Origin of the sequence: Thauera sp. SDU_THAU2 (genome assembly GCF_038260575.1) — a bacterium.
Classification (GTDB): domain Bacteria; phylum Pseudomonadota; class Gammaproteobacteria; order Burkholderiales; family Rhodocyclaceae; genus Thauera.
In genome coordinates this window covers 1,497,983-1,520,333 of the sequence record NZ_JBBWUN010000003.1, presented here as the reverse complement: position 1 = coordinate 1,520,333, position 22,351 = coordinate 1,497,983, and the positions used below count along the sequence as shown (strand labels likewise).

22 protein-coding genes and 1 pseudogene are annotated in these 22,351 nt (G+C 67.4%); 7 read left to right on the top strand and 16 right to left on the bottom strand.

All coding sequences use genetic code 11. The annotated features are described in order from the left end of the window. The 10 genes from infB to AAFL97_RS08315 form a co-directional block, all read right to left on the bottom strand. Positions 1–2,862, bottom strand: coding sequence for a translation initiation factor IF-2 (gene infB, locus AAFL97_RS08360; protein WP_341644514.1), 2,862 nt, complete (start codon positions 2,860–2,862; stop codon positions 1–3). Between the two features lie 13 nt (positions 2,863–2,875). Continuing rightward, positions 2,876–4,351, bottom strand: coding sequence for a transcription termination factor NusA (gene nusA, locus AAFL97_RS08355; RefSeq protein ID WP_341644513.1), 1,476 nt, complete (start codon positions 4,349–4,351; stop codon positions 2,876–2,878). 27 nt (positions 4,352–4,378) lie between these two features. Beyond that, positions 4,379–4,813, bottom strand: a complete 435-nt coding sequence (gene rimP, locus AAFL97_RS08350; protein WP_263459282.1) for a ribosome maturation factor RimP — start codon at positions 4,811–4,813, stop codon at positions 4,379–4,381. 271 nt (positions 4,814–5,084) lie between these two features. Further along, positions 5,085–5,867 (bottom strand): 23S rRNA pseudouridine(2605) synthase RluB, encoded by a 783-nt coding sequence (gene rluB / locus AAFL97_RS08345; protein WP_445954478.1) that lies wholly within the window; start codon positions 5,865–5,867, stop codon positions 5,085–5,087. Positions 5,868–6,173: 306 nt separating this feature from the next. Then, complete coding sequence (gene scpB, locus AAFL97_RS08340) at positions 6,174–6,773, bottom strand: SMC-Scp complex subunit ScpB (RefSeq protein WP_341644512.1); 600 nt, start codon at positions 6,771–6,773, stop codon at positions 6,174–6,176. Beyond that, a complete protein-coding gene (locus AAFL97_RS08335; protein ID WP_341644511.1) occupies positions 6,751–7,581 on the bottom strand; it encodes a segregation and condensation protein A in 831 nt (276 codons plus the stop codon). Before AAFL97_RS08335 ends, scpB begins: the two co-directional genes overlap by 23 nt. A gap of 13 nt (positions 7,582–7,594) precedes the next feature. After that, positions 7,595–8,254, bottom strand: coding sequence for a site-2 protease family protein (locus tag AAFL97_RS08330; protein WP_341644510.1), 660 nt, complete (start codon positions 8,252–8,254; stop codon positions 7,595–7,597). 101 nt (positions 8,255–8,355) lie between these two features. Further along, positions 8,356–8,988: an L-threonylcarbamoyladenylate synthase gene (locus AAFL97_RS08325; protein WP_341644509.1), complete on the bottom strand. Its 633-nt coding sequence runs from the start codon at positions 8,986–8,988 to the stop codon at positions 8,356–8,358. A gap of 13 nt (positions 8,989–9,001) precedes the next feature. After that, complete coding sequence (locus AAFL97_RS08320) at positions 9,002–9,856, bottom strand: 3',5'-nucleoside bisphosphate phosphatase (RefSeq protein WP_341644508.1); 855 nt, start codon at positions 9,854–9,856, stop codon at positions 9,002–9,004. A 22-nt stretch (positions 9,857–9,878) separates the two neighbouring features. Beyond that, positions 9,879–10,772 carry an alpha/beta fold hydrolase gene (locus AAFL97_RS08315; RefSeq protein WP_341644507.1) on the bottom strand — a complete coding sequence of 298 codons (894 nt, stop codon included), beginning with the start codon at positions 10,770–10,772 and terminating at the stop codon, positions 9,879–9,881. A 149-nt stretch (positions 10,773–10,921) separates the two neighbouring features. Between AAFL97_RS08315 and AAFL97_RS08310 the strand changes: the two genes are divergently transcribed. Beyond that, positions 10,922–11,137, top strand: coding sequence for a hypothetical protein (locus tag AAFL97_RS08310; protein ID WP_263459274.1), 216 nt, complete (start codon positions 10,922–10,924; stop codon positions 11,135–11,137). Between the two features lie 48 nt (positions 11,138–11,185). Here the strand turns inward: AAFL97_RS08310 and ylqF are convergent, their stop codons facing one another. Beyond that, a complete protein-coding gene (gene ylqF, locus AAFL97_RS08305) occupies positions 11,186–12,106 on the bottom strand; it encodes a ribosome biogenesis GTPase YlqF (RefSeq protein WP_341644506.1) in 921 nt (306 codons plus the stop codon). A 366-nt stretch (positions 12,107–12,472) separates the two neighbouring features. Between ylqF and cspE the strand changes: the two genes are divergently transcribed. The 3 genes and pseudogenes from cspE to AAFL97_RS08290 all read left to right on the top strand — a co-directional run bounded on the left by cspE (position 12,473) and on the right by AAFL97_RS08290 (position 15,998). After that, on the top strand, positions 12,473–12,682 hold the full coding sequence (gene cspE, locus AAFL97_RS08300) for a transcription antiterminator/RNA stability regulator CspE (protein ID WP_004260632.1): 210 nt from the start codon (positions 12,473–12,475) through the stop codon (positions 12,680–12,682). Positions 12,683–12,960: 278 nt separating this feature from the next. Continuing rightward, a pseudogene (locus AAFL97_RS08295) lies at positions 12,961–15,011 on the top strand (DEAD/DEAH box helicase). A gap of 105 nt (positions 15,012–15,116) precedes the next feature. Then, positions 15,117–15,998 (top strand): alpha/beta fold hydrolase, encoded by an 882-nt coding sequence (locus tag AAFL97_RS08290; RefSeq protein ID WP_341644504.1) that lies wholly within the window; start codon positions 15,117–15,119, stop codon positions 15,996–15,998. Between the two features lie 122 nt (positions 15,999–16,120). Here AAFL97_RS08290 and AAFL97_RS08285 read toward each other — a convergent pair whose 3' ends face one another. The 3 genes from AAFL97_RS08285 to AAFL97_RS08275 form a co-directional block, all read right to left on the bottom strand. Then, complete coding sequence (locus tag AAFL97_RS08285; protein WP_263459270.1) at positions 16,121–16,669, bottom strand: YaeQ family protein; 549 nt, start codon at positions 16,667–16,669, stop codon at positions 16,121–16,123. Next, positions 16,669–17,442 carry a hypothetical protein gene (locus tag AAFL97_RS08280; RefSeq protein ID WP_341644503.1) on the bottom strand — a complete coding sequence of 258 codons (774 nt, stop codon included), beginning with the start codon at positions 17,440–17,442 and terminating at the stop codon, positions 16,669–16,671. Before AAFL97_RS08280 ends, AAFL97_RS08285 begins: the two co-directional genes overlap by 1 nt. A gap of 101 nt (positions 17,443–17,543) precedes the next feature. Beyond that, on the bottom strand, positions 17,544–18,071 hold the full coding sequence (locus AAFL97_RS08275) for an HAD domain-containing protein (RefSeq protein WP_341644502.1): 528 nt from the start codon (positions 18,069–18,071) through the stop codon (positions 17,544–17,546). Positions 18,072–18,258: 187 nt separating this feature from the next. Here AAFL97_RS08275 and fabI point away from each other — a divergent pair, with 187 nt between their 5' ends. The 3 genes from fabI to folE all read left to right on the top strand — a co-directional run bounded on the left by fabI (position 18,259) and on the right by folE (position 20,391). Continuing rightward, positions 18,259–19,038 (top strand): enoyl-ACP reductase FabI, encoded by a 780-nt coding sequence (fabI, locus tag AAFL97_RS08270; RefSeq protein WP_341644501.1) that lies wholly within the window; start codon positions 18,259–18,261, stop codon positions 19,036–19,038. 15 nt (positions 19,039–19,053) lie between these two features. Continuing rightward, positions 19,054–19,656, top strand: a complete 603-nt coding sequence (locus tag AAFL97_RS08265; RefSeq protein ID WP_341644500.1) for a hypothetical protein — start codon at positions 19,054–19,056, stop codon at positions 19,654–19,656. Positions 19,657–19,752: 96 nt separating this feature from the next. Beyond that, entirely contained in the window at positions 19,753–20,391 is a 639-nt protein-coding gene (gene folE, locus AAFL97_RS08260; protein WP_341644499.1) for a GTP cyclohydrolase I FolE, read from the top strand. An 8-nt stretch (positions 20,392–20,399) separates the two neighbouring features. Here the strand turns inward: folE and AAFL97_RS08255 are convergent, their stop codons facing one another. Together AAFL97_RS08255 and AAFL97_RS08250 are read right to left on the bottom strand one after the other, a co-directional pair. After that, a complete protein-coding gene (locus tag AAFL97_RS08255) occupies positions 20,400–20,729 on the bottom strand; it encodes a DUF3301 domain-containing protein (RefSeq protein WP_341644498.1) in 330 nt (109 codons plus the stop codon). 19 nt (positions 20,730–20,748) lie between these two features. Then, complete coding sequence (locus AAFL97_RS08250) at positions 20,749–22,332, bottom strand: inorganic phosphate transporter (RefSeq protein WP_341644497.1); 1,584 nt, start codon at positions 22,330–22,332, stop codon at positions 20,749–20,751. Positions 22,333–22,351 lie beyond the last annotated feature (19 nt).

The following is a 22,351-nucleotide window of genomic DNA, read 5'->3' as shown; positions in this document are numbered from 1 at the left end:
TTACAGCGTCCTCGCCACTTCCTTGATCTCGAACACCTCGAGCTGGTCGCCTTCCTGGATGTCGTTGTAGTTCTTGAGCTGCAGGCCGCACTCGTAGCCGAACTTGACTTCCTTGACGTCGTCCTTGAAACGCTTGAGCGATTCGAGCTCGCCGGTCCACAACACCGTGTGGTTGCGCAGCAGGCGAACGTGCGAACCACGCCTGACCACGCCTTCGAGCACGTAGCAGCCGGCAATCGAACCGACCCTGGAGATCATGAACACCTGGCGGATCTCGACCATGCCGATGACTTCCTCGCGCTTCTCGGGCGCGAGCATGCCGGACAGCGCCGCCTTCACCTCATCGACGGCGTCGTAGATGATGTTGTAGTAGCGGATATCGACGCCGAAGGTCTCGGCCAGCTTGCGCGCACCGGCATCGGCACGGGTGTTGAAGCCGATGATGACCGCGCCCGAAGCCTGCGCCAGGTTGACGTCGGATTCGGAGATCGCGCCCACCGCGGCGTGGATGACGTTGACCCGCACTTCGTCGGTGGAGAGCTTCTGCAGCGACTGCACCAGCGCTTCCTGCGAACCCTGCACGTCGGCCTTGATGATCAGCGGCAGGCTCTTGACCTCGCCTTCGGCCATCTGCTCCATCAGGGTTTCGAGCTTGGCGGCCTGCTGCTTGGCCAGCTTGACGTCGCGGAACTTGCCCTGGCGGAACAGCGCGATCTCGCGCGCCTTGCGCTCGTCGGCCAGCGCGATCGCCTCGTCGCCGGCGGACGGCACGTCCGACAGGCCGAGGATCTCGACCGGAATCGACGGGCCGGCTTCCTCGATCTGCTTGCCGTTCTCGTCCAGCATCGCGCGGATGCGGCCGAAGGTGGCGCCGGCCAGCAGCACGTCGCCCTTGCGCAGGGTGCCGGACTGCACCAGCAGCGAAGCCACCGGACCGCGGCCCTTGTCGAGGCGGGCTTCGATGATCAGGCCCTTGGCCGGTGCATCGACCGCTGCGGTCAGCTCCAGCACTTCGGCCTGCAGCAGCACGGCTTCGAGCAGTTCATCGACGCCCGTGCCCTTCTTCGCCGACACCGGCACGAAGATCACGTCGCCGCCGTACTCTTCCGGCACCACGCTTTCGGCGATCAGCTCCTGCTTGACCCGTTCGGGGTTGGCTTCGGGCTTGTCGATCTTGTTGATCGCCACCACCAGCGGCACGCCGGCGGCCTGGGCGTGGTGGATGGCTTCACGCGTCTGCGGCATCACGCCGTCGTCCGCCGCCACCACCAGGATGACGATGTCGGTCGCCTTCGCACCCCGCGCACGCATCGCCGTGAAGGCCTCGTGGCCCGGCGTGTCGAGGAAGGTGACGACGCCACGCGAAGTCTCGACGTGGTAGGCGCCGATGTGCTGGGTGATGCCGCCGAATTCGCCCGACGCCACCTTGGCGCGGCGGATGTAGTCGAGCAGCGAGGTCTTGCCGTGGTCGACGTGGCCCATGACCGTGACCACCGGCGCACGCGGCAGCAGCTCGACGTCCTTGTGCTCATCGTGCTCGTCGAGGAAGGCGTCCGGATCGTCCAGCTTGGCCGCCAGCGCGGTGTGGCCCATTTCCTCGACGATGATCATCGCCGTGTCCTGGTCGAGCACCTGGTTGATCGTGACCATCGTGCCCATCTTCATCAGCACCTTGATCACTTCGGTGGCCTTCACCGCCATCTTGTGGGCGAGATCGGCCACGGTGATGGTCTCGGGCACGTGCACTTCGCGCACGATCGGCTCGCTCGGCGCCTGGAAGCTGCTGCGTTCGTCGCTCTGGTGGCGGCCATGGCGGCCGCCCTTGCCGGCGCCGCGCCAGTTGTTGCCGCCCGCGCCCACTTCGCCGCGGGTCTTCAGGCCGCCGCGGCGCTTGCCGCCATCGGCAGCATCGCGGCCAGGCGCACCGCGCTTGGCATCCTTGGCACCCGGCTTGTCGTCGGCCTTGGCCGGACGGTGCAGCGTGCCGCTGCCCGGTTTAGCCGCAGCGGGCTTGGCCGGCTCTTCCTGCTTCTTCAATGCGGCAGCGACACGCGCCTCTTCCTCGGCACGGCGCGCATCGGCGGCGGCGCGTGCTGCGGCCTCGCGTTCCTGGCGGGCACGAAGATCGGCGGCCTGGCGCTCCCTGAGCGCACGCAGGCGCTCTTCGTCGCGCTTGCGCGCGGCGATTTCCTCGTCGCTGAGGATCTCGTTGAGCGGCAGCGGCTTGGAGCGCACCAGCGTGGTGGTGGTTTTCGTCGGTGCCGGTGCCACCGGCTCGGCGGCCGGAGCGGATTCGGGCGCAGCCTCGGCCACGACGGGTTCGGGCTGGGCAGCCGGAGCGGGCTCCGGAGCAGGCGGCTCGGCCACCGCGGGCTGTTCCGCCACCGGGGCTTCGGCTTCAGCCGGCACGGGCTCCGCCACGGCCGCTTCCGCCGGAGCGGCAGCTTCGATCGCAGGCTCGGGCGCCGGTGCTTCGACCTGCACGGGCGGCAGATCGGCCAGCGGCACTTCTTCCAGCACTTCCGGTGCCGGAGCGGCAGCCGCCTGGGCATCCGCGGCGACTTCGTCACGCTTGACGAAGGTCCGCTTCTTGCGGACTTCGACCTGCACGGTACGCGCACGGCCGGTCGAATCGGTGGCGCGGATCTCGGTCGTCTGCTTGCGGGTCAGGGTGATCTTGCCCTTGGGCTCGGTGTCGCCATGCGCACGGCGCAGGTATTCGAGCAGACGCGCCTTGTCCTGTTCGGTGAGCAGGTCGGCCGCGCCGGATTTTTCCACACCGGCACGCTTCAACTGCTCGAGCAGCACCGCGGCCGGCATCTTCAGTTCGCCGGCAAACTGGGTCACGCTCATGTTTTCCATTACTGCCCTCCCATCATTCCTGGAACCAATGGGCGCGCGCAACGGAAATCAGCGCCTTGGCTCTTTCTTCGTCGATCCCGGCCATTTCGACCAGTTCGTCGACCGCGAGGTCGGCGAGGTCGTCACGGGTGCGCACACCCTGCTGGGCCAGTTTGGCGGCAAGGGACTTCTCCATGCCGTCGAGATTGAGCAGATCGTCGGAGACGTTCTCCAGCTGCTCTTCGGTCACGATCGCCTCGGTCAGCAACACGTTGCGTGCGCGGTTGCGCAGCTCGTTGACCGTCTCTTCATCGAAGGCTTCGATCTCGAGCATCTCGGCCAGCGGCACGTAGGCGATTTCTTCCAGGGAGGAGAACCCCTCCTCGATCAGGATGTCGGCGATCTCCTCGTCGACGTCCAGCTTTTCCATGAACAGCGCGCGCAGGCCCTGCTGCTCCTGTGCGGTCTTCTCGGCCGACTCCTGCTCGCTCATCAGGTTGATCGTCCAGGCGGTCAGCTCGGAGGCGAGCTTGACGTTCTGGCCGTTGCGGCCGATGGCGATGGCGAGGTTGTTCTCGTCCACCACCACGTCCATCGCGTGGGCTTCCTCGTCGACGACGATGGACACCACTTCGGCCGGCTGCAGCGCGGCGACGACGAACTGGGCCGGATCGGACGCCCACACGATGATGTCGATCTGCTCGCCGCCGATCTCGTTGCGCACCGCGGTGACGCGCGAACCGCGCAGGCCGACGCAGGTGCCGATCGGGTCGATGCGCGGGTCGTTCGACTTCACCGCGATCTTGGCGCGCAGGCCGGGGTCGCGGGCGCAGGCCTTGATCTCGAGCAGGCCGTCCTCGATCTCGGGGACTTCGAGCTCGAACAGCTTCATCAGGAACTCGGGCGCGGTGCGCGACAGGATCAGTTGCGGGCCGCGGGCGCCGCGGTCGATGCGCAGCAGGAAGGCCTTGACGCGGTCGCCGACGCGCAGGTTCTCGCGCGGGATCTGCTGATCACGCGGCAGCACGGCTTCCATGCGGCCGACTTCGATGATGGCGTTGCCGCGCTCCATGCGCTTGATCGCGCCGGAGACGAGGAATTCCTTGCGCTCGAGGAAGTCGTTCAGCACCTGCTCGCGCTCGGCGTCGCGGATCTTCTGCAGGATGACCTGCTTGGCGGCCTGCGCACCGATGCGGCCGAAGTCGATCGGCTCGAGCTCTTCCTCGATGTACTCGCCGAGCTGCACATCGGCGCGGATGTCGCGCGCATCGATGATGCCCATCTCGGCTTCGTCGTTGGTGACTTCCTCGTCGAGCATGACCACCCAGCGGCGGCACGAGGTGTAGTCGCCCGACTCGCGGTCGATCGACACCACCACGTCGGCGTCGTCATGGATGCGCTTCTTGGTTGCGGAGGCCAGCGCGGACTCCAGCGCGGCGAAAACGATGTCCTTGGCGACGTTCTTCTCACGCGCCAATGCATCAACAAGCAGCAGGATCTCGCGGCTCATTTCAGGAAAACCTCCACATCCACAGTCTCAGAATTTGGGTACAAGGCGTGCTTTCTCGATGTCCTCGAAAGGCAGCGACTGCTCGCCCTTCTCGGTCGTGAGCACCACGGCGCCATCGCGCACACCGCCGAGCACACCGGCAAAATTACGTTGGTTGTCGATCGGCAGCGACAGCCGGATCTGCGCTTCCTGGCCGGCGAAGCGCTCGAAATCGGCCAGCTTCTTCAGCGGCCGATCCAGGCCGGGCGACGACACTTCGAGGCGGTCGTAGTCGATGTTCTCGACTTCGAACACGCGCTGCAGCTGGTTGCTCACCGTGGCGCAGTCATCGACGGTGATGCCGCGCTCGATGTCGAGGAAGACACGCAGCAGACGCCCGCGCGGCGAGAACTCGATGTCCACGAGTTCATAGCCGAGGCCGGTCACCACCTGTTCGATCAGATTCTCGATTCCTGCTCGCATACCTGTCTTCCGCTGCGCTGCCTTCGGATTGCCGCGCACAAATAAAAAATGGGCCTAACGCCCATCAACCCATCGCCCCTGTCCGGAACACGCCGCTGATCACAACCTCAGGATGTTTCCGCACACCCCGCGACGCGCCGGAAGACGCGAGCGGACGAAAGCCATCCATCAAAGCCTTGAGAGTATAGCGCCAAAACCGATAGCCGGGCAAACTGCCGCAACGCAGCAATCCGGCCCGGCCAGTCACCCGTGGTGACGCAGGAACTGAAAATCAGCGCGCCACGGGCGTGGTCCGGTGCATCTTGGGCGGACGCTTGTCGCGATCGTTCTTCTGCACCTGGCGCTGCGGCACCGGCAGGCCGGCAAGCTCACAGGCCTCGGCTTCGGGCATCTCCATCCACATGCCGCGCTTGAGGCGGGTCGGCAGTTCCACGCTGCCGTAGCGCACCCGCATCAAGCGGCTGACGGTCAGCCCAACTGCCTCGAACATGCGCCGCACCTCGCGGTTGCGGCCTTCGGAGATCGTCACCCGGTACCAGTGGTTGGCGCCCTCGCCGCCTTCGTCGCGCAGGCTGTTGAAGCGCGCCGGGCCGTCGGCGAGCTGGATGCCTTCGGTCAGCGACCTGACCTGCTCCTCGCTCAGCTCACCCAGCAGCCGCACCGCGTATTCGCGCTCCAGCTCGTAGCGCGGATGCATCAGGCGGTTGGCGAGATCGCCGTCGTTGGTGAACAGCAGCAGGCCCGAGGTGTTGAAGTCCAGCCGGCCGACGGCGAGCCAGCGCCCCTTGCGCAGCAGCGGCAGGCGCTCGAACACGGTCGGACGGCCTTCCGGGTCGTCGCGCGAGACGATCTCGCCTTCCGGCTTGTGGTAGATCAGCACCCGCGGCGAACGCTGGGTGAAGCGTAGCGGCACCAGCTTGCCATTGACCTTGACGCGGTCGCCCGGGCCGATCTTCTGGCCGAGCGAGGCCGGCAGGCCGTTGACCGAGATACGGCCGGCGACCACCCATTCCTCGATCTCCCGCCGCGAGGCGACGCCGGCCTGGGCCAGCACCTTCTGCAGGCGCTCGGGCTCGGTCAGCGTCGTCGGCGCATTGCGCCCGCCGCCCTGCCCCTGCGGCCGGGGGCGAGCCCCCGTTCACCGCGCTCCGGCACGCCGAGCGCGGACTTGTGCGCATCCGGCCGGCGGGCGGGGTCGCCACCGCCACCCGGGCGCCCGCCCCCGCGATTTCCGCCCCGCGGTCCACGCGGGCCGCGGGGATCGGCGTTGAGGTGGGCATCGGGGTCGCGCGGCTGAGCGTCCTCGTCGTGATCATCCTTGCGCGATGCACGACGGGGGCGGTCGAGTATCTCGATCGCGTCAGACTTCTTCTGCGGGGGGCGGAACGGGCTGTTCGGTTTGCGAGGCATCGACAAGGTCCATGATTTTTTCGATCTCGGTCAACGCAGGCAGCTCGGTGAGGCTGCGCAGACCCATGTCATCGAGAAAGCGCCGGGTGGTGGCGAAGAGCGCCGGACGGCCCGGCGTGTCGCGGTGGCCGACGACGTCGATCCAGCCGCGCGATTCCAGAGTCTTCAATATGTTGGGCGACACCGCCACGCCGCGCACGTCCTCGATGTCGCCGCGCGTGACGGGTTGCCGGTAGGCGATGATCGCCAGTGTTTCCATCACCGCGCGCGAGTAGCGCGGCGCTTTTTCTTCCTTGAGCCGATCCAGATAGGCCTGGTAGTCGGCGCGCGTCTGGAAGCGCCAGCCGCTGGCAAGCTGCACCAGTTCGATGCCGCGCTCGGCCGCTGCCCATTCGGCGCGCAGTTCTTCCAGCAGCTTGCGCACCAGCTCAGGCCCCGGATCCTCGTCGAACAGGCGGCGCAACTCGGACACCGGCAGCGGCGCCGGCGCGGCGAACAGCGCGGCCTCGATGACGCGCGACCAGGCTTCAGGCGTCGTCGCGGGCTGCATCGGCCAATTTCACGTAGATCGGCGCAAAAGCCTCGTTCTGGCTCACTTCCACCAGTTTTTCCTTCACCAGTTCGAGCACGGCGAGAAAGCTCACGACCAGGCCCGCCGTGCCGAGCTTCACGTCGAACAGGGCATCGAAGACGACGAAACCGCCACCGCCGAGCTTGCGCAGAATGCCGCTCATGTGCTCCCGCACCGAAAGCTGCTCGCGCCCGATACGGTGATGCTGGGTCAGGCGCGCATTCTTCATGATCCTCAGCCAGGCAAGCTGCAGGTCGTGCAGGCTGACTTCGGGCTGGCGTTCGACGACCTTCTCGGCGACGAAGACGACGACCCACTCGAAATCGCGTTCGGCGCGCGGCAGCGTGTCGAGCCGTGCCGCGGCGAGCTTCATGCGTTCGTACTCCAGCAGGCGGCGTACCAGTTCGGCGCGCGGATCTTCCTCTTCCGCATGCTCGCGCGGCGGCCGCGGCAGCAGCATGCGCGACTTGATCTCGAGCAGCATCGCCGCCATCAGCAGATATTCGGCGGCAAGCTCCAGGTTGCTCGCCCGCATCGCATCGACGTACTCGAGATACTGTGCCGTCAGTGGCGCCATCGGAACGTCGAGGACGTCGAGGTTGGCCTTGCGGATCAGGTACAGCAGCAGATCGAGCGGCCCCTCGAAGGCGTCGAGGAATACTTCCAGCGCGTCGGGCGGAATATACAGGTCTTTCGGCAGTTCGAGCAGCGGTTCGCCATAGATGCGCGCCACGTGCTCCAGCATCTCGGGCGCCTCGACCGGCGCCAGTTCCAGCGGCATGTTCATTGGCACATGTGCGTCAGATGCCGACGATCGCGCCGAGCAGATAGCGGAAACCCGCGATCAGCGGCCACAGGATGGTGCCCAGCACGCCGGTGAACAGCAGCACCAGCAGGATCGGGAAGCCATAGGGCTCGAGCCGGGCGAAGCCCCAGGCCAGGCGGTTCGGCAGCAGGCTGACGGCGATCCGACCGCCGTCCAGCGGCGGGATCGGCAGCAGGTTCAGCACCATCAGCACGGCGTTGATCTGCATGCCGGCGTCGGCCATCTTCATCATCGGCAAGGTGTAGTCGCCCGGCTCGCCCGTCATCGCGATGCGGAACAGGATCGCCCAGCCCAGCGCCATCAGCAGGTTCATGAACGGCCCGGCCGCGGCCACCCACAGCATGTCCGCCTTCGGCTTGCGCAGCCGGCCGAAATTGACCGGCACCGGCTTGGCCCAGCCGAACAGGATGCCGCCGGCACCGACCAGCGAGCTCAGCGCCAGGATGCCCGCCGGCACCAGGATCGTGCCCACCGGGTCGATGTGGCGCAAGGGGTTGAGCGTGATGCGGCCGGCCAGATCGGCGGTGGGATCGCCGAAATGGCGGGCGACATAGCCGTGCGCCGCCTCGTGCAGGGTGATGGCGAGCACCACGGGCAGCGCCCAGATCGCCAGCGTCGAAATCAGAGAATCCATGGAAGCGTCGGCAGTAAAGCGGGCATTCTAGCAGAGCGCACCCATGCCCACGGCAGCCCCCCCGGCCGGGACCGCTGCGGGCCACGGCCGCGACCATCCGCTCAGTCCGCCTCGAGGCCGAAGGGCTCGAGCGCGCCGCAGCCGGCGCGCACCAGCTCCGGCGTGCCGGAAGTCAGATCGATCACCGTCGTGGCTTCGGGGCCGCAGTAGCCGGCTTCGATCACCAGATCGACCAGCTTGCCGAGGCGGTCGCGGATCTCCTCGGCGTCGGTCAGCGGCAGATCCTCATCGGGCAGCAGCAAGGTCGAGCTCAGCATCGGGCCGTCCAGTTCGGCCAGCAGCGCCGACACCACCGCGTGTTCGGGAATGCGCAGGCCGATGGTCTTGCGCCTCGGGTGCAAGACCCGGCGCGGCAGCTCCTTGGTGCCTTCGAGGATGAAAGTGTAGGCGCCCGGCGTGGTCGCCTTGAGCAGCCGGTACTGGCTGTTGTCGACCCGCGCGTAAGTGGCGATCTCGGACAGGTCGCGGCACATCAGGGTGAGGTGATGCCGCTCGTCGACACCGCGAATCCTGCGGATGCGCTCGAGCAGGCCGGCATCGCCGACGGTACAGGCCAGTGCATAGGCCGAATCCGTCGGCAGCACGACCAGCCCGCCGCTGCGGATGATCTCCGCCGCCTGGCGGATCAGGCGCGGCTGGGGCTGTTCAGGGTGGAGGGAAAAGAACTGGGCCATGGTTGTCGTTTTCTCAGAGGAAGCGCGACCACACCGGCGTGAGGTCGGGCGGAAGGGGGTTGCAGCGGCCGAGGTCGACCGGGCTTTCGTTCTCGCCGTGGAAGTCGGAAGCGCGCGAGGCGAGCAAGCAACGGCGGCGGGCGACGGTGGCGAAGCGGCGCATCTCGTCCTCGGAATGGGCGCCGGAGACGACTTCGATCGCCTCGCCGCCAGCGGCGGCGAAACGGTCGAGCAGGCGCTCCATGTCGGCATTGGACAGCCGGTAGCGCGCCGGATGGGCGACCACGGCGACACCGCCGGCACCGCGAATCCAGCCCACTGCGTCCTCCAGCGACGCCCATTCGTGGTCGACGAAGCCGGGCTTGCCGCGCACCAGGTAATGATCGAACACCGTCTTGACGTCCGGCATCACGCCGCTGGCGACCAGATGGCGGGCGAAATGGGCGCGGCTGACCAGCGCCGGGTTGCGCGCGAAGCGGCGCGCGCCTTCGAGTGCGCCATGAATGCCGGCTGCAGCCAGCGCCTCGCCGATGCGCGCGGCGCGCGCATCGCGGCCCGAGCGGATCTGCTGCAGGCCGGCGACGATGCCGGGCTCCTGCGGATCGATGCCGAGGCCGACGACGTGGATGGTCTCGTCGGCAAAGGACACCGAGATTTCCACCCCCGGAACGAAGCGCAGCCCCAGTTCGGCCGCCGTCGCCGCGGCAATGCCGAGCCCGCCAAGTTCGTCATGGTCGGTCAGCGCCAGCAGTTCGACGCCGTTCGCCTTCGCCCGCGCGACCACCTCGGCGGGTTCCAGCCAGCCGTCGGACACGGTGGAATGGCAATGCAGATCGGCATTGAGTGCATGCAGTTCGGCGTGCGTCATCTGAATACTCCGGCAAGAAGCGTCACTGCCCATCGGACAGGAAGAAGGCCTCGACGATCTCCGCGATCCGCTGCGGCTGGTCGTGGTGAAGATTGTGGCCGGCATCGTCGAGCCTGCGCACCTCGATCGAGGCGAAGCAGGCAAAGGCCGCCGCGTGATCCTCGTCGCTGACGCCGATGCGTTCGCGCAGATCGGCATTGGCGGGTTCGATCGCCAGCACCGGTGCCGTCACCCGCCGCCAGCAGGCTTCCGCCTCGGCACGGCGGTAGAGCACCGGATTGACCCGGCGATGCAAGGGATCGCCGGCGATCCGCCAGCCCCTGACTCCATCCCGCTCGTCGGGCTGCGCCAGCGCTTCCGCCAGCCAGCCTGCACGGGCCGCGTCGAGGCGCGGATTGTCCCGCCGCAGACGCTCGGCCAGCGCATCGAGACTGGGGTAGATCCGCGGCCGCGGCGCTTCGGTCAGTTCCCGCAGCCACTTCTGATAGCGTCCGGGCGCTTCGGCGGCCGGCCGATCCGGCAGGCCGAAGGCGTCGAGCACGACGACGCGGCCGACCCGGGCCGGACGGATGCCCGCGTACATCAGCGCGACATTGCCGCCCATGCTGTGGCCGACGAGGCGCACCGGCGCCGTGTCTTCCCCTTCTACCGCGCGCAGGATCGCATCGAGGTCGGCAAAGTAATCCGGATACCAGTAGCCGTCGGCATGGCTCCAGGCGCTGAGGCCGAAACCGCGCCAGTCGGGTGCGACCACATGCCAGTCGCCGGCCAGCGCATCGACCATGAACTGGAACGATGCCGACGCATCCATCCAGCCGTGCAGCAGGTAAAGCCGGGGGGCACCTTCCCTGCCCCACTCGCGCAGATGCAGGCGCAGGCCGCGGATATCCAGGAAACGGGAACGAGAACTTTTCATCGCCGAATGATAGCAAAGCCCCTCCGACGCCCCGACAGCCGCGATGCGGACGGCTCGCGTATCATCGCCCGACCGAACGCATCCTGCCCCATCCTGCCCCATCCTGCCAAAATCCCCGCCAACCCGGATCCACCTCAGCCATGCGGCCGATGAACATCTCCCCGATTGCCGAGCTTCGCCGCTGCCCCACCTGCAACCGCTGGGGCGGCAAGCGCACGCTGGCGGAAGACGGCAGCACGGTTCACATCGACCCCGAGAACAGCCGCGGCACCTGCAACCAGGGGCCGTGGCACGGCAGCCTGCGCGGGCCGCGCAACGCCTGCGGGCAGTGGCTGCGCTGGATCGAGATCGCGGCCGGAAACTGAGCGCAGCACCCCATCGGCCGCGCCTTCAAACCCGAAGGCGTCCAAGGCCTACGATTCTTCTTCGCCCGCCGCCCCGCCGTCGGTGGCAGCGGCCTCGGCACGCTCGGCCTCGATCCGCGCGATCATCGCCGCCCGCGACTCCGGCGTTTCCAGGCTGATGCGCCCGATCACGCCATCACGGTAATCCTGCAGCAGGATCAGCGAGGCCTTTTCCAGGTCCAGCCCGCCGCCCCTGACCAGGCAGCCCCGCCTGCGCCCGATCGCCTCCAGCAGCGCCTGGGCGTCCATCGAGGACGGATCGATGCGGTAGCGGGCCGCCAGCAGCGCCGGATAACGCGCCAGCAGGATGCCGCCGAGAAAGGCCGCGACCTCTTCGTCGATGACGGCATTGCGGCCGATCGCATGGCTGGCCGCCAGCATGTAGCCGTCCGGATCGTAGTCGATCTTGGGCCACATCATTCCCGGCGTGTCGGTCAGCGTCATGCCCGGCCCCAGGTCCAGCGTCTGCTGGTGCTTGGTCACCGCCGGCTCGTCGCCGACCTTGGCCACCTTGCGCTTCAGCAGCGCATTCATCAGCGTCGATTTGCCGACGTTGGGAATGCCCATGATCATCATCCGCAGCGGCTTGGTGCCGTCGTCCCGGTGCGGCGCGAGCTGGCGGCACAAGGCCGGCACGCGCGCGGCATCGGAGGCATTCTTGGCCGAGATCGCGACCGCCTTTACGCCCGGCTGGCGGTTGTAGAAATCCATCCAGGCCCGGGTCGCCGCCGGATCGGCCAGGTCGGCCTTGTTCAGCAGCTTCAGGCAGGGGCGGTTGCGGAAGCGCCGCAGCTCGGAAATCATCGGATTGCTGCTGGCCTCGGGCAGGCGCGCATCGGTCACTTCGATGACGACGTCGATGGCCGCCATCGCCTCGGCGGCCTTTTTCCGCGCCGACGCCATGTGACCGGGAAACCACTGGATTGACATGCTTTAGCTCATCGCCTTTTTTCTGGTGCGCGCATTATCCCATCGCTCCGCTGCTTTACACCTTCTTTCCCGGCCGCTGCATCGTGCCGTGCATGATGCAATGCACAACAATTTTGGCCGCCATATGCCCATTCTCCGCGCGCCCTCTCCGGCGGAAAATTTTTTCGCCCGGCACGCAAAATAAATTCCCCATGCCCCGGAAACGGTGTATCGTGCGGCTCGCAGTCGATTCAAGCAGTGGTTGTTCTGGTGGTTGTCCAGCGTGTTCTACAAGAACGCGTGCCGGTCTGATTCCTCTGGATTACGTTTCTTGATCGTTCCTGCATTTTGGGGCGCATGCCCAGTCATTTTTTATATGGAACGCAAATGAGCACTCAAACCGGTACCGTCAAGTGGTTCAACGACGCCAAGGGCTTCGGCTTCATCACCCCGGAAAACGGCGGCGACGACCTGTTCGCCCACTTCTCGGAAATCCAGAGCAAGGGTTTCAAGAGCCTGGCTGAAAACCAGCGCGTCGAATTCGAAGTCAAGACCGGCCCGAAGGGCCTGCAGGCGGCCAACATCCGCCCGCTGTAATCGCTTCGACGTCGGCGACGTCGATCGATTCAAGACGAAACGCGGCCTTGCGCCGCGTTTTTTGCTTTTCTGCCGCCAGGCTGCGGCAAGGCGCCAAGGCCCTTCGGGCGCTGCACGAGGACGTCGCGGCAAGCACCGCCGCTCGTCGCGCCCCGCTCCGTTTCACGCCCTCGCTTCACACCCCTTTACTCCGCTTCACTCGTTTGCTGCACCGGATTCGCCGATAATCGCGACTTCGCAGCATCGCTGCCCATTGCCGCCCATGCGGCTCGACTGCCATGACCGACACCGTTCCCAACGAATCTCCCAGCCCCGAGACCGCCTCGCGGAGACGCTGCGCTTCACCGATCTCGAGCTTCCCGCGCCGCTCCTGTCCGCACTGGCCGAAGTCGGCTACGAAACGCCCTCGCCGATCCAGGCTGCCTGCATTCCGCAGCTGCTGGCCGGACGCGACATCCTCGGCGAGGCCCAGACCGGCACTGGCAAGACCGCCGCCTTCGCGCTGCCGATGCTGGCCCGTCTCGATCTGGCCGACACCCGGCCGCAGGTGCTGGTGCTGACGCCGACCCGCGAACTGGCGATCCAGGTCGCCGAAGCCTTCGCCAAGTATGCCCACCACCTGAAGAACTTCCACGTGCTGCCGATCTACGGCGGCCAGAGCATGGTGGTGCAGCTGCGCCAGCTGTCGCGCGGCGCCCAGGTCATCGTCGGCACGCCGGGCCGCGTCATGGACCACCTCGAGCGCGAGAGCCTAAAGCTCGATGCGCTGAAGGCGATCGTGCTCGACGAAGCCGACGAAATGCTGCGCATGGGGTTCATCGACGACGTCGAATGGATTCTCGAGCACACGCCGGCAGAGCGCCAGACCGCGCTGTTCTCGGCGACGATGCCGCACGCGATCCGCGACGTCGCCCGCCGCCACCTGCGCGAGCCGGAGGAAATCAGGATCCGCGCCGCCACCGCCACGGTGTCGAAGATCAGCCAGCGCTACTGGCTGGTGCGCGGCGTCGACAAGCTCGACGCGCTGACCCGCATCCTCGACGCCGAGGAAAGCTTCGACGCCGCGATCGTCTTCGTGCGCACCAAGATCGCCACCGAGGAACTCGCCGACAAGCTCGCCGCACGCGGTTACGCGGCGGCAGCGCTCAACGGCGACATGACCCAGGGCCTGCGCGAGCGCGTGATCGAGCAACTCAAGAATGGTGCGCTCGACATCGTCATCGCCACCGACGTCGCCGCGCGCGGCATCGACGTGCCGCGTGTCAGCCACGTCATCAACTACGACATTCCCTACGACACCGAAGCCTACGTCCACCGCATCGGCCGCACCGGCCGTGCCGGCCGCGAAGGCGTCGCGATCCTGTTCGTCGCGCCGCGCGAGACGCGCATGCTGAAGATGATCGAGCGCGCCACCCGCCAGCCGATCACGCCGATCGCGCTGCCGAGCAGTGAGGAAGTCACCAACCTGCGCGTCGCGCAGTTCAAGCGCATGGTGGTCGAGACGGCCGCCGAGCAGGAACTGGGTTTCTACATGGACGTGGTCAACAACCTCGCCGACGAGAACGAGCTGGACGTGCATGAGATCGCCGCCGCGCTCGCCTATCTCGCCCAGCGCGAACGGCCGCTGCTGATCGAACAGTCGGGCCGCGGCTGGGACCTGGCCACCGCCCAGCCGGGCAGCGGCGGCCGGCCGCCGCGCGACGAGCATTTCACCACCGGTGCGCCGCGCGAGCGCACGCCCCGCCCCAACCGCGACGAGATCCTCGCCCGCCGCCGCGCCTTCGCCGACGGCGCACTGGTGCGCTACCGCATCGAAGTCGGCCGCAACCAGGGCGCCAGCCCGAAGGAGATCGTCGGCGCAATCGCCAACGAAGGCGGCATCGAAGGCCGCTTCATCGGCCAGATCCATCTATTCGACGACTTCTCCACCGTGGAACTGCCGGCCAACCTGCCCGCCGATCTGATGGACACCCTGAAGCGCACCCGGGTGCGGCAGATGCAGTTGAACATCCGCGCGCTGTCGGCCGCCGAAGCCGCCACGACGCCGGAACGCCGCCGTCCGCCGCACGACGACGGCGGCTGGCGCGACAACGACAAGCAGGATCGCCGGCCCGGCGGTTTCGAGCGCCGCGACTCCGGACCGGCAGGCGGCCAGGCGAAGGGCGGCTGGAAGTCGCAGGACAGGTCGCAGGACGGCTGGCGCCGCCAGGAGCACGCACCCGGCCGCAGCGACGCCGGCGGCCATCATCGCCACTTCAGCCGCCCCGCCGACACGCCACGCCCGGCCTCGCACGGCGCGGGCAAGCCCCGCAAGCGCAAGGAAAGCTGAACAAGCGGCGGCAGCCGGCTCCGGGCACCCTGCTCCGCCTCGGCAGCCGGGCCGCCGCGCGTTCAGTGCCCGTGCCGCCCACTCGACATGAATGCTGGACCGAGCATGAAGCTGCAAGCCTGGCACCACATCACCGCAGCCGGATTCACCCTGCGCGGGCAGCACAGCCCGCCTTCCGGCCGTCCGCTGATCCACTTCCTGCACGGCAACGGTTATTGCGGGCTGACCTATGGACCGATGCTGGAAATTCTGGCGGAGGATTTCGACCTCTTCCTGTCCGACGTCCAGGGTCATGGCGACAGCGATCAGGGCGGACGCTTCCACGGCTGGAACCGGACCGCCGAGTTCGCTGCCGAGGCCTGGCGGACGCAGCGGACACGCTTCGGCGATGTGCCGGTCTACGCTGTCGGCCACAGCTTCGGCAGCGTCATCAGTTGCCTGATGATGGCTCGCGAGCCGGACCTGTTCGCGCGTGCGGTGCTGCTCGATCCGGTGCTGTTCCCGCCGGCGATGATCGGCCTGATGGCGCTGTCCGACGTCGTCGGCCTGCTGTCGCGCAACACGCTCGCCAGCCGGGCACGCCGGCGCCGCCACCACTGGCCCGACCGCACGGCTGCCTGGCTCGGGCTGCAGGAGCGCGGCATGTTCCGCGGCTGGCGCGACGACGCACTGCAGGCCTATGTCGACCATGCCCTGCGTGAAAGCCCGGCGGGCGGCGTCGAACTCAAGTGCCGGCCCAGCCGCGAAGCCGAGATCTTCGGCTCCTATCCGCGCCGCCTGTGGTCCTCGCTGGCGCGGGTACGCACCCCCACGCTGGTGCTGCGCGGCGACCGTAGCTATCCCTTCGCTGCCAAGGGCATCGCCCGCTGGCGCGCCGGCAATCCGTCGGTACGCCAGCAACTGGTGCCGGGCGGACACTGCTTCATGCAGGAAACACCGGACGCGGCCGCCGCCGAGATCAAGCGCTTTCTCCAGGCCGCTGGCTGAAGCATGCCTGCCGCGGGTATTCGGCCGCGCAGGCCCGGCAGCGCCCTGCCCGGCCTTCTTCACCTGCGCATGCTGCAAAAGGCGTGCGCGAGGAATTCATCCGCCGCGCATCGGCACGCCGATCAGGCCTGGCCGCCGCCCAGCAGGAAGCGGGGTTCGATGGACACGGTATCGCGGCCGTTGGTCACCCAGACGTGGCCGTCCTGGATGCTGAACTGCAGGCGCATCGTGCGCTCGGCCAGTTTCGCCAGTTCGGCACTCGCCTCGCGTGCCAGCTCGATGACCCGCAGCGAGGACTGGCGCGCCAGCTTCTCGCGCACGCCGTTCCACCACACCTCCAGCGCGCGGCCGTAGGCGAGCACGATCACCTCGTCCGCCCGCCCGCAGGCCTTGCGCACCCACTTCTCGTCGGGCTGGCCGACGTCGATCCAGCACTCGATCGCGCCGGTCAGGTCCTTGCGCCACAGGTCCGGCTCGTCGTCCACGCACAAGCCCTTGCCGAAGCCCAGCGCCGGATCGGCGAACAGCGCAAAGGCCAGCAGGCGCACCATCATCCGCTCGTCGGTCTCGGACGGATGGCGGGCCAGCGTCAGGCTGTAGTCGGCATAGTGGCCGCGATCCATGTCCGCGACCTGGATGTCGGCCTTGAAGATCGTCGCCTTGAGCGCCATCAGTGCATCTGCTCCGGCGGGCGGCTGGCCTGCTGCCAGGCGATGACGGCACGCGCGGCATGCGCCATCACCCGGTCGCGCTGCGCCTGCGGCAGCTCGCGCGCCAGCGCGCCGAACAAGGCCTGGGTGGCTTCCTGTCCCGCACCTTCGGCGGCGAGGCCGTCGGCCAGGCAGCGGATCTGGATGAAGGCCAGCGTATCGGCCACCAGCCGCCAGCCGGCCAGCGGCATCTCGCGCGTCATCAGGCCGAGCAGGCGGCCGCCGAGCTGCGCGGCAAGGCGCAAGGCCTCGTCGCGGTCCTCGGTGGCGATGGACGAATGCCATAGCGCAAGGTGGATGCCTCGCCGCAGTTCGACCTTGAAGTCGATGGCGTTCTCCTCGGCCTCGCCGATGGCCTCGAACTGGCGCAGGAAGCGCGCCTCGTCCTCGACCCCGAGCCCGGTCCGCAGGCTGCCGATGAGTTCGGTCAGGCCGGGGATGGACACCAGGCCGAAAGCCTGGCTCCAGGCCACGCCCCACTGGTCCATGCCGGACAGCAGCAGAGCCCGCCGCAAGGCGCGGGCCTCGTCGCCATCGCCGGCACAGGCCCAGTCATCCAGTTCGCGCTGCAACTGGGCGACGCCTTTCAGGCGGACTTCATCGCTTTCGCCGACGCTGAGGCGGAACACGCGGGCAAAGGCCTCTTGCGCCATCTGCGCAGCCTGGCGCTGGACGCCGCTGTCGGCATGGACAACGAGAGGGTCGGGAGGAATCGCGTCATCGTTCGCGCTCATGGGGCCACCGTCGGCAGAAATGGGCGCCCATTGTGCACAGCGATACCGCTCGAATCAAATCGGGCTGCCTGCGTGCAGGCCGCAGGAATCCGCGGCAACGCTCAGGCGATGCTGCGTGCCGCCCACAACGACGCCGGCGCAGCGGCGCCGGTGCGAAGGTCGACACTCCCGACGGTCCCGTCGCGGAAGTTCCGCAGCATGCGATGCAGCGCCACGGCGTCCTCGTCGGTGAAACCACGCTTGAAATCGGTCAGCAACAGGCGCGAGCGGGTCATCCAGTTGCCCGGCGCATCGTCCAGCGCGCACCACGCGGCACTGCGATGATCCGCCTCGTGCTGGGCGAGCCACAGCATTGCTTCCCGCTCGCGCAGGCCATGCAGCTCGGCACCGTGCTTGGGCAGCATGTGCGGCGTGGCGCCGGCGATGCGGGGACGGATGTCCTCGGCGAAACGGGCCACCAGTTTCTGCATCGAGAACAGCATGCGCCAGTCCGAGGCGATGACCACGCGCGCCTCTTCGAACTCCCGCAGCACCGCCTCGATCAGCGGCAGGCAGCGGAAGTCCTCGACTTCGCCCCAAGGGTGGGTAACGCCGTCGAAGTCCATGAAGATGTATGTATTGCGTGTCATGTTGCACTCTCTCTGCCATTTGGGCGCATGGCTGCGGTTCTGGATTGCTGCGATGCAGAATATACTCCAATCCAAGGCACCGGCACCTGCCGCTTTCGTCACGAATCATTGAAAGAAAATCGCCGCATCGCTGCGGCACATTGATTTTGCAGCGCACAAAAACCCTTTTTACTGCGAGGACTACAACATGACGCCCATCATCAATCTCGAAGGCAAGATCGGCCTGATCACCGGCATCGCCAACGAGAAATCCATCTCCACCGGCGTGGCCGAAGCCTGCGCCCAGGCCGGCGCCAAGCTGATCATCACCTACCAGAACGAAAAGACCCGCGCCTTCATCGAGCCGGTGATCCACCGCCTCGGCGTCGAGGACGTGTTCCTGCTCGACGTCACCCGACCCGAGACCATGGATGCCGCCTTCGCCGAAATCGAGGCCCGCCACGGCAAGCTCGACTTCGCCGTGCACAGCATGGCTTTCGCCAAGCGCGACGACCTGCACGGCCGCGTGGTCGACACTTCGGCCGACGGCTTCGCGCTGGCGATGGACGTGTCGACCCACTCCTTCGTCCGCCTGGCCAAGAAGGCAGAGCCGCTGCTCGAGAAGGCCGGCGGCGGCGCACTGGTGACGATGACCTACCTGGGTTCGGAAAAGGTCATCCCCAACTACGGCGTGATGGGCCTGTGCAAGGCCGCGCTCGAGGCCGCCACCCGCTACATGGCGGCCGAACTCGGCGCCAAGAACATCCGCGTGAATGCCGTGTCGCCCGGCCCGCTGATGACCCGCGCCGCCTCGGGCATCGCCGGCTTCGACGGCCTGATGGCCGCCGCGGTCGAGCGCTCGCCGATGCATGCGCTGGTCACACCCGAGGACATCGGCGCGCTGACCGCCTTCCTGGTGTCCGACGCCGGCCGGCTGGTCAGCGGCGGCGTGCATTTCGTCGATGCCGGGTATAACATCATGGCGTAAGCACGGAGCATCGCCATGATCGCCACGATCGATATCGCCTCGGCCCGGGCACGGCTCGGACGGAACGGTATCGTGCTGCCGGACCCCGTTCCGGCGCATCCGCTGCTCGACGGCAAGGCGGAAATCGGCCGTGGCGAATATTCGATCGTGCTCGACAAGGGCGACGGCGAGCGGGTCTACAAGATCGTCAGCTCGCCCGCCGACTACTTCCTCTACACCGCCGACGACCGTCCACGCGGCGAGCATTTCCCCGTCATCCATGCCGACCACGGCGTCATCGGCCGTGCGCAGTCCGGCTATCCGCTGCATCTGATCGAGATGGAAAAGCTCTATCCACTGGCCGAAGGCTCGCCCGCCGCAGCGCTGGCGCTGCGGCTGATCGACACCTACTGGTCGGCCTGCCAGCAATGGAGCAAGCTCGGCGCCGACATGGGCCGGATCGCGCTGTACGACATGACGCTGAACCCCTTCGCCAGCAACAAGCTCGACAAGGCACTCAAGGCCTTGTCGGACTTCGTCGAGGAATACCAGGTGCTGCCCGACATCCTGAACGCCAACAACCTGATGATGCGCAAGGACGGCACGCTGGTGTTCTCGGACCCGGTCTTCATCGCCTGAACCCTCTCCCGCTTTCCGGACGCCGCCACGGCGACGCTGGCGGGCGATCCGCGTATCATGGCCTGCCCACCAGCCGCGATACGCATGGAAGGCCCGATGCACTCACACGACCATGACGCGCATGAAGCGCCCTCCCCGGCACCGCCCGACACCATCGGCATCGCACGGAGCGGCGCCTTCGACGCCCCCGCCTTCGAACGCGCGATCGACGACCTGCTGCGCGCCTGCGGCATCGATCCGCATTCCTCCCATACCGGCCGCACCGCGCAGCGCGTGCGCGAACTGTGGCAGCGGCGCCTGCTCGGCGGCTACGAGCTGGATCCGGCCGAAGTGCTGGGCGAAGGCTTCGCCGACGAGCGCCGCGACATGGTGGTGGTGCGCGGCATCGCCGTCCATGGCGTCTGTCCTCACCACCTCGTACCCTTCCGCGGTGTCGCCCACGTCGCCTACATCCCCGACGGGCGCCTGCACGGCTTCGGCCGCATCGCCCGCCTGGTGGACGCGATCGGCCACCGCTTCACCTACCAGGAATGGATGACGCGCGACATCGCCGACGCGCTGCTGCGGCACGGCAAGGCGGCAGGTGCGGCCTGCGTGATCGAAGCCGAGCAGCTCTGCCTGCTGCTGGGCGAGGACCGGCGCGGCGACGAACGCGTCGTCACCCAGGCTTTCAGCGGGGAATTCGAGCGCTCGCCCCAGGCCCGCAGCGAATTCCTGCGCGCGATCTCGGGCTGAACGGCAGCTCAGTGCGGGTGCAGCACGCGGATGCGGTGCTGCGCGGTATCGACCAGCACGACCTCGCGCCCTTCGATGAGCACCGAGCCGCGATAGCGATCGTCGCCAGACAGCGAATACTCGAAATCGAAGCCGCGGCGCAGCACCACATGCCCTTCGTCGTTGCGTGCGAGCCTGATGCCGTGGCCGACGACGGTCTCATCGAGAAACTGCAGCCCCTCGCGCAGGCAGGCACGCCGCGCCGCCTCCAGCCCCGCCTCGCGCGCCTTCAGGCTGTCGAACCAGAACCAGACGACGCCGCCGAGTCCCAGCACCGCCATCAGTTCGGCAAAGCTCATGTGAAGCAGGCGCCGACGATCACGGCAGCATCATGCCGCGGATCATGAAGAACAGCATCGCCGCCATCAGCGCCGACGCCGGTACCGTGATCACCCAGGCCGCGGCGATGCGCAGCAATTGCGAACGCTTCACCAGTTCGCGGCGGTACACCTTGCGCAAGCCCTTGCGCTCGACCTTCGAGAAATGCGCCGGATCCTCGGCCTTCTTCGAGCGCTGCTTGAGGTCGCGCAGCATCGCGCCCTTTTCGTCGATCGAGGCTTTCTCGAAGCGGGCGACAAAAGCCTCGATCGCGGCCAGATCGCCCTCGGGGTGATGCGCCTTGATCTCCGCCAGCATGCGGTCGTAGTTGCTTTTCAGATATTCGCGCAGGAAGCCGACACCGAACACGCCGCCGACCGCGATGTGCGTCGAGCTGACAGGCAGGCCGAGCTGGCTGGCGACGATCACGGTCAACGTCGCCGCCATCGCGATACAGTAAGCGCGCATCTGATCGAGCTCGGTGATCTCGCTGCCCACCGTGCGAATCAGCCTCGGCCCGAACAGCGCGAGGCCGAGCGCGATGCCGAGCGCGCCCACCATCATCACCCAGGTCGGAATCGGCGCGGAGCTGTGCATCACGCCGCTGCTGCTGACGACATCGACGATCGCGGCCAGCGGCCCGATCGCATTCGCCACGTCGTTGGAGCCGTGGGCGAAGCTCAGCAGCGCCGCAGCGGCGATCAGCGGCACGGTGAACAGACGATTGACGCTCTGCTTGGTATTGGCGAGCTGCATGCCGCGCCCGTTCATCGAGCGCTTGGTCAGGAAGAAGACCGGTACGGCGATCAGCAGGCCATAGACCGCCGCCTCGCCGAAACCGACCGTCCACACGCGGTTCAGCCCCTTCAGGATCAGGTAGGTGCCGAACGTCCAGGCCATCAGGCCCACCAGCATCGGCACCATCCTGCGCGCCGCCGCCGCCATGTCGGGCTGGTAGGTGATGCTGCGCTTGACCAGATACAGGAAGGCGGCGGCGAACACGCCGCCGAGCAGCGGCGAAATGACCCAGCTGGCAACGATGTTCCCCATCGTCGCCCAGGCCACGATACCGGTGCCTTCGGCCGCGATGCCGGCACCGAGCACCGCGCCGACGATGGAATGCGTCGTCGACACCGGCGCGCCGACCGCGGTGGCGATGTTCAGCCACAGCGCGCCGGCCAGCAGCGCAGCCAGCATGATCCAGACGAAGGTATCGGAATCCGTGATGAGTTCGGGGTCGATGATGCCGCTGCGGATGGTGCCGACGACTTCGCCGCCGGCGATCAGCGCCCCGGCGGCTTCGAAGACGGCGGCGATGACCAGGGCGCCGGCCAGGCTCATCGCCTTGGAGCCGACGGCCGGGCCGACGTTGTTGGCGACGTCGTTGGCGCCGATGTTCATCGCCATGTAGCCGCCGACCATCGCCGCCATGACGAGGATCAGGCTGCCTTCGCCGCCGCCGCCGCGCATCGCGGCGTAAAACATGACCCCGACGATGAAGAGCAGCCCGATGCCCAGGCGAAGCATTTCACCCCGGCCATGATGCGCTGCTCGTTCGATCTCGCTGATGTGCTTCAGGTCCACACAAAGTGATCCGTAATGG

Bases quoted from the DNA above. Each gene is read 5' to 3' on its own strand.
- AAFL97_RS08315 (WP_341644507.1), bottom strand. From the start codon at position 10,772: ATGAAAAGTTCTCGTTCCCGTTTCCTGGATATCCGCGGCCTGCGCCTG.
- infB (WP_341644514.1), bottom strand. From the start codon at position 2,862: ATGGAAAACATGAGCGTGACCCAGTTTGCCGGCGAACTGAAGATGCCG.
- AAFL97_RS08265 (WP_341644500.1), top strand. From the start codon at position 19,054: ATGATCGCCACGATCGATATCGCCTCGGCCCGGGCACGGCTCGGACGG.
- ylqF (WP_341644506.1), bottom strand. From the start codon at position 12,106: ATGTCAATCCAGTGGTTTCCCGGTCACATGGCGTCGGCGCGGAAAAAG.
- nusA (WP_341644513.1), bottom strand. From the start codon at position 4,351: ATGAGCCGCGAGATCCTGCTGCTTGTTGATGCATTGGCGCGTGAGAAG.
- AAFL97_RS08275 (WP_341644502.1), bottom strand. From the start codon at position 18,071: ATGACACGCAATACATACATCTTCATGGACTTCGACGGCGTTACCCAC.
- AAFL97_RS08335 (WP_341644511.1), bottom strand. From the start codon at position 7,581: ATGAACATGCCGCTGGAACTGGCGCCGGTCGAGGCGCCCGAGATGCTG.
- scpB (WP_341644512.1), bottom strand. From the start codon at position 6,773: ATGCAGCCCGCGACGACGCCTGAAGCCTGGTCGCGCGTCATCGAGGCC.
- rimP (WP_263459282.1), bottom strand. From the start codon at position 4,813: ATGCGAGCAGGAATCGAGAATCTGATCGAACAGGTGGTGACCGGCCTC.
- AAFL97_RS08330 (WP_341644510.1), bottom strand. From the start codon at position 8,254: ATGGATTCTCTGATTTCGACGCTGGCGATCTGGGCGCTGCCCGTGGTG.
- AAFL97_RS08290 (WP_341644504.1), top strand. From the start codon at position 15,117: ATGAAGCTGCAAGCCTGGCACCACATCACCGCAGCCGGATTCACCCTG.
- fabI (WP_341644501.1), top strand. From the start codon at position 18,259: ATGACGCCCATCATCAATCTCGAAGGCAAGATCGGCCTGATCACCGGC.
- AAFL97_RS08280 (WP_341644503.1), bottom strand. From the start codon at position 17,442: ATGAGCGCGAACGATGACGCGATTCCTCCCGACCCTCTCGTTGTCCAT.
- AAFL97_RS08310 (WP_263459274.1), top strand. From the start codon at position 10,922: ATGAACATCTCCCCGATTGCCGAGCTTCGCCGCTGCCCCACCTGCAAC.
- cspE (WP_004260632.1), top strand. From the start codon at position 12,473: ATGAGCACTCAAACCGGTACCGTCAAGTGGTTCAACGACGCCAAGGGC.
- AAFL97_RS08325 (WP_341644509.1), bottom strand. From the start codon at position 8,988: ATGGCCCAGTTCTTTTCCCTCCACCCTGAACAGCCCCAGCCGCGCCTG.
- AAFL97_RS08285 (WP_263459270.1), bottom strand. From the start codon at position 16,669: ATGGCGCTCAAGGCGACGATCTTCAAGGCCGACATCCAGGTCGCGGAC.
- AAFL97_RS08320 (WP_341644508.1), bottom strand. From the start codon at position 9,856: ATGACGCACGCCGAACTGCATGCACTCAATGCCGATCTGCATTGCCAT.
- AAFL97_RS08255 (WP_341644498.1), bottom strand. From the start codon at position 20,729: ATGAGCTTTGCCGAACTGATGGCGGTGCTGGGACTCGGCGGCGTCGTC.
- folE (WP_341644499.1), top strand. From the start codon at position 19,753: ATGCACTCACACGACCATGACGCGCATGAAGCGCCCTCCCCGGCACCG.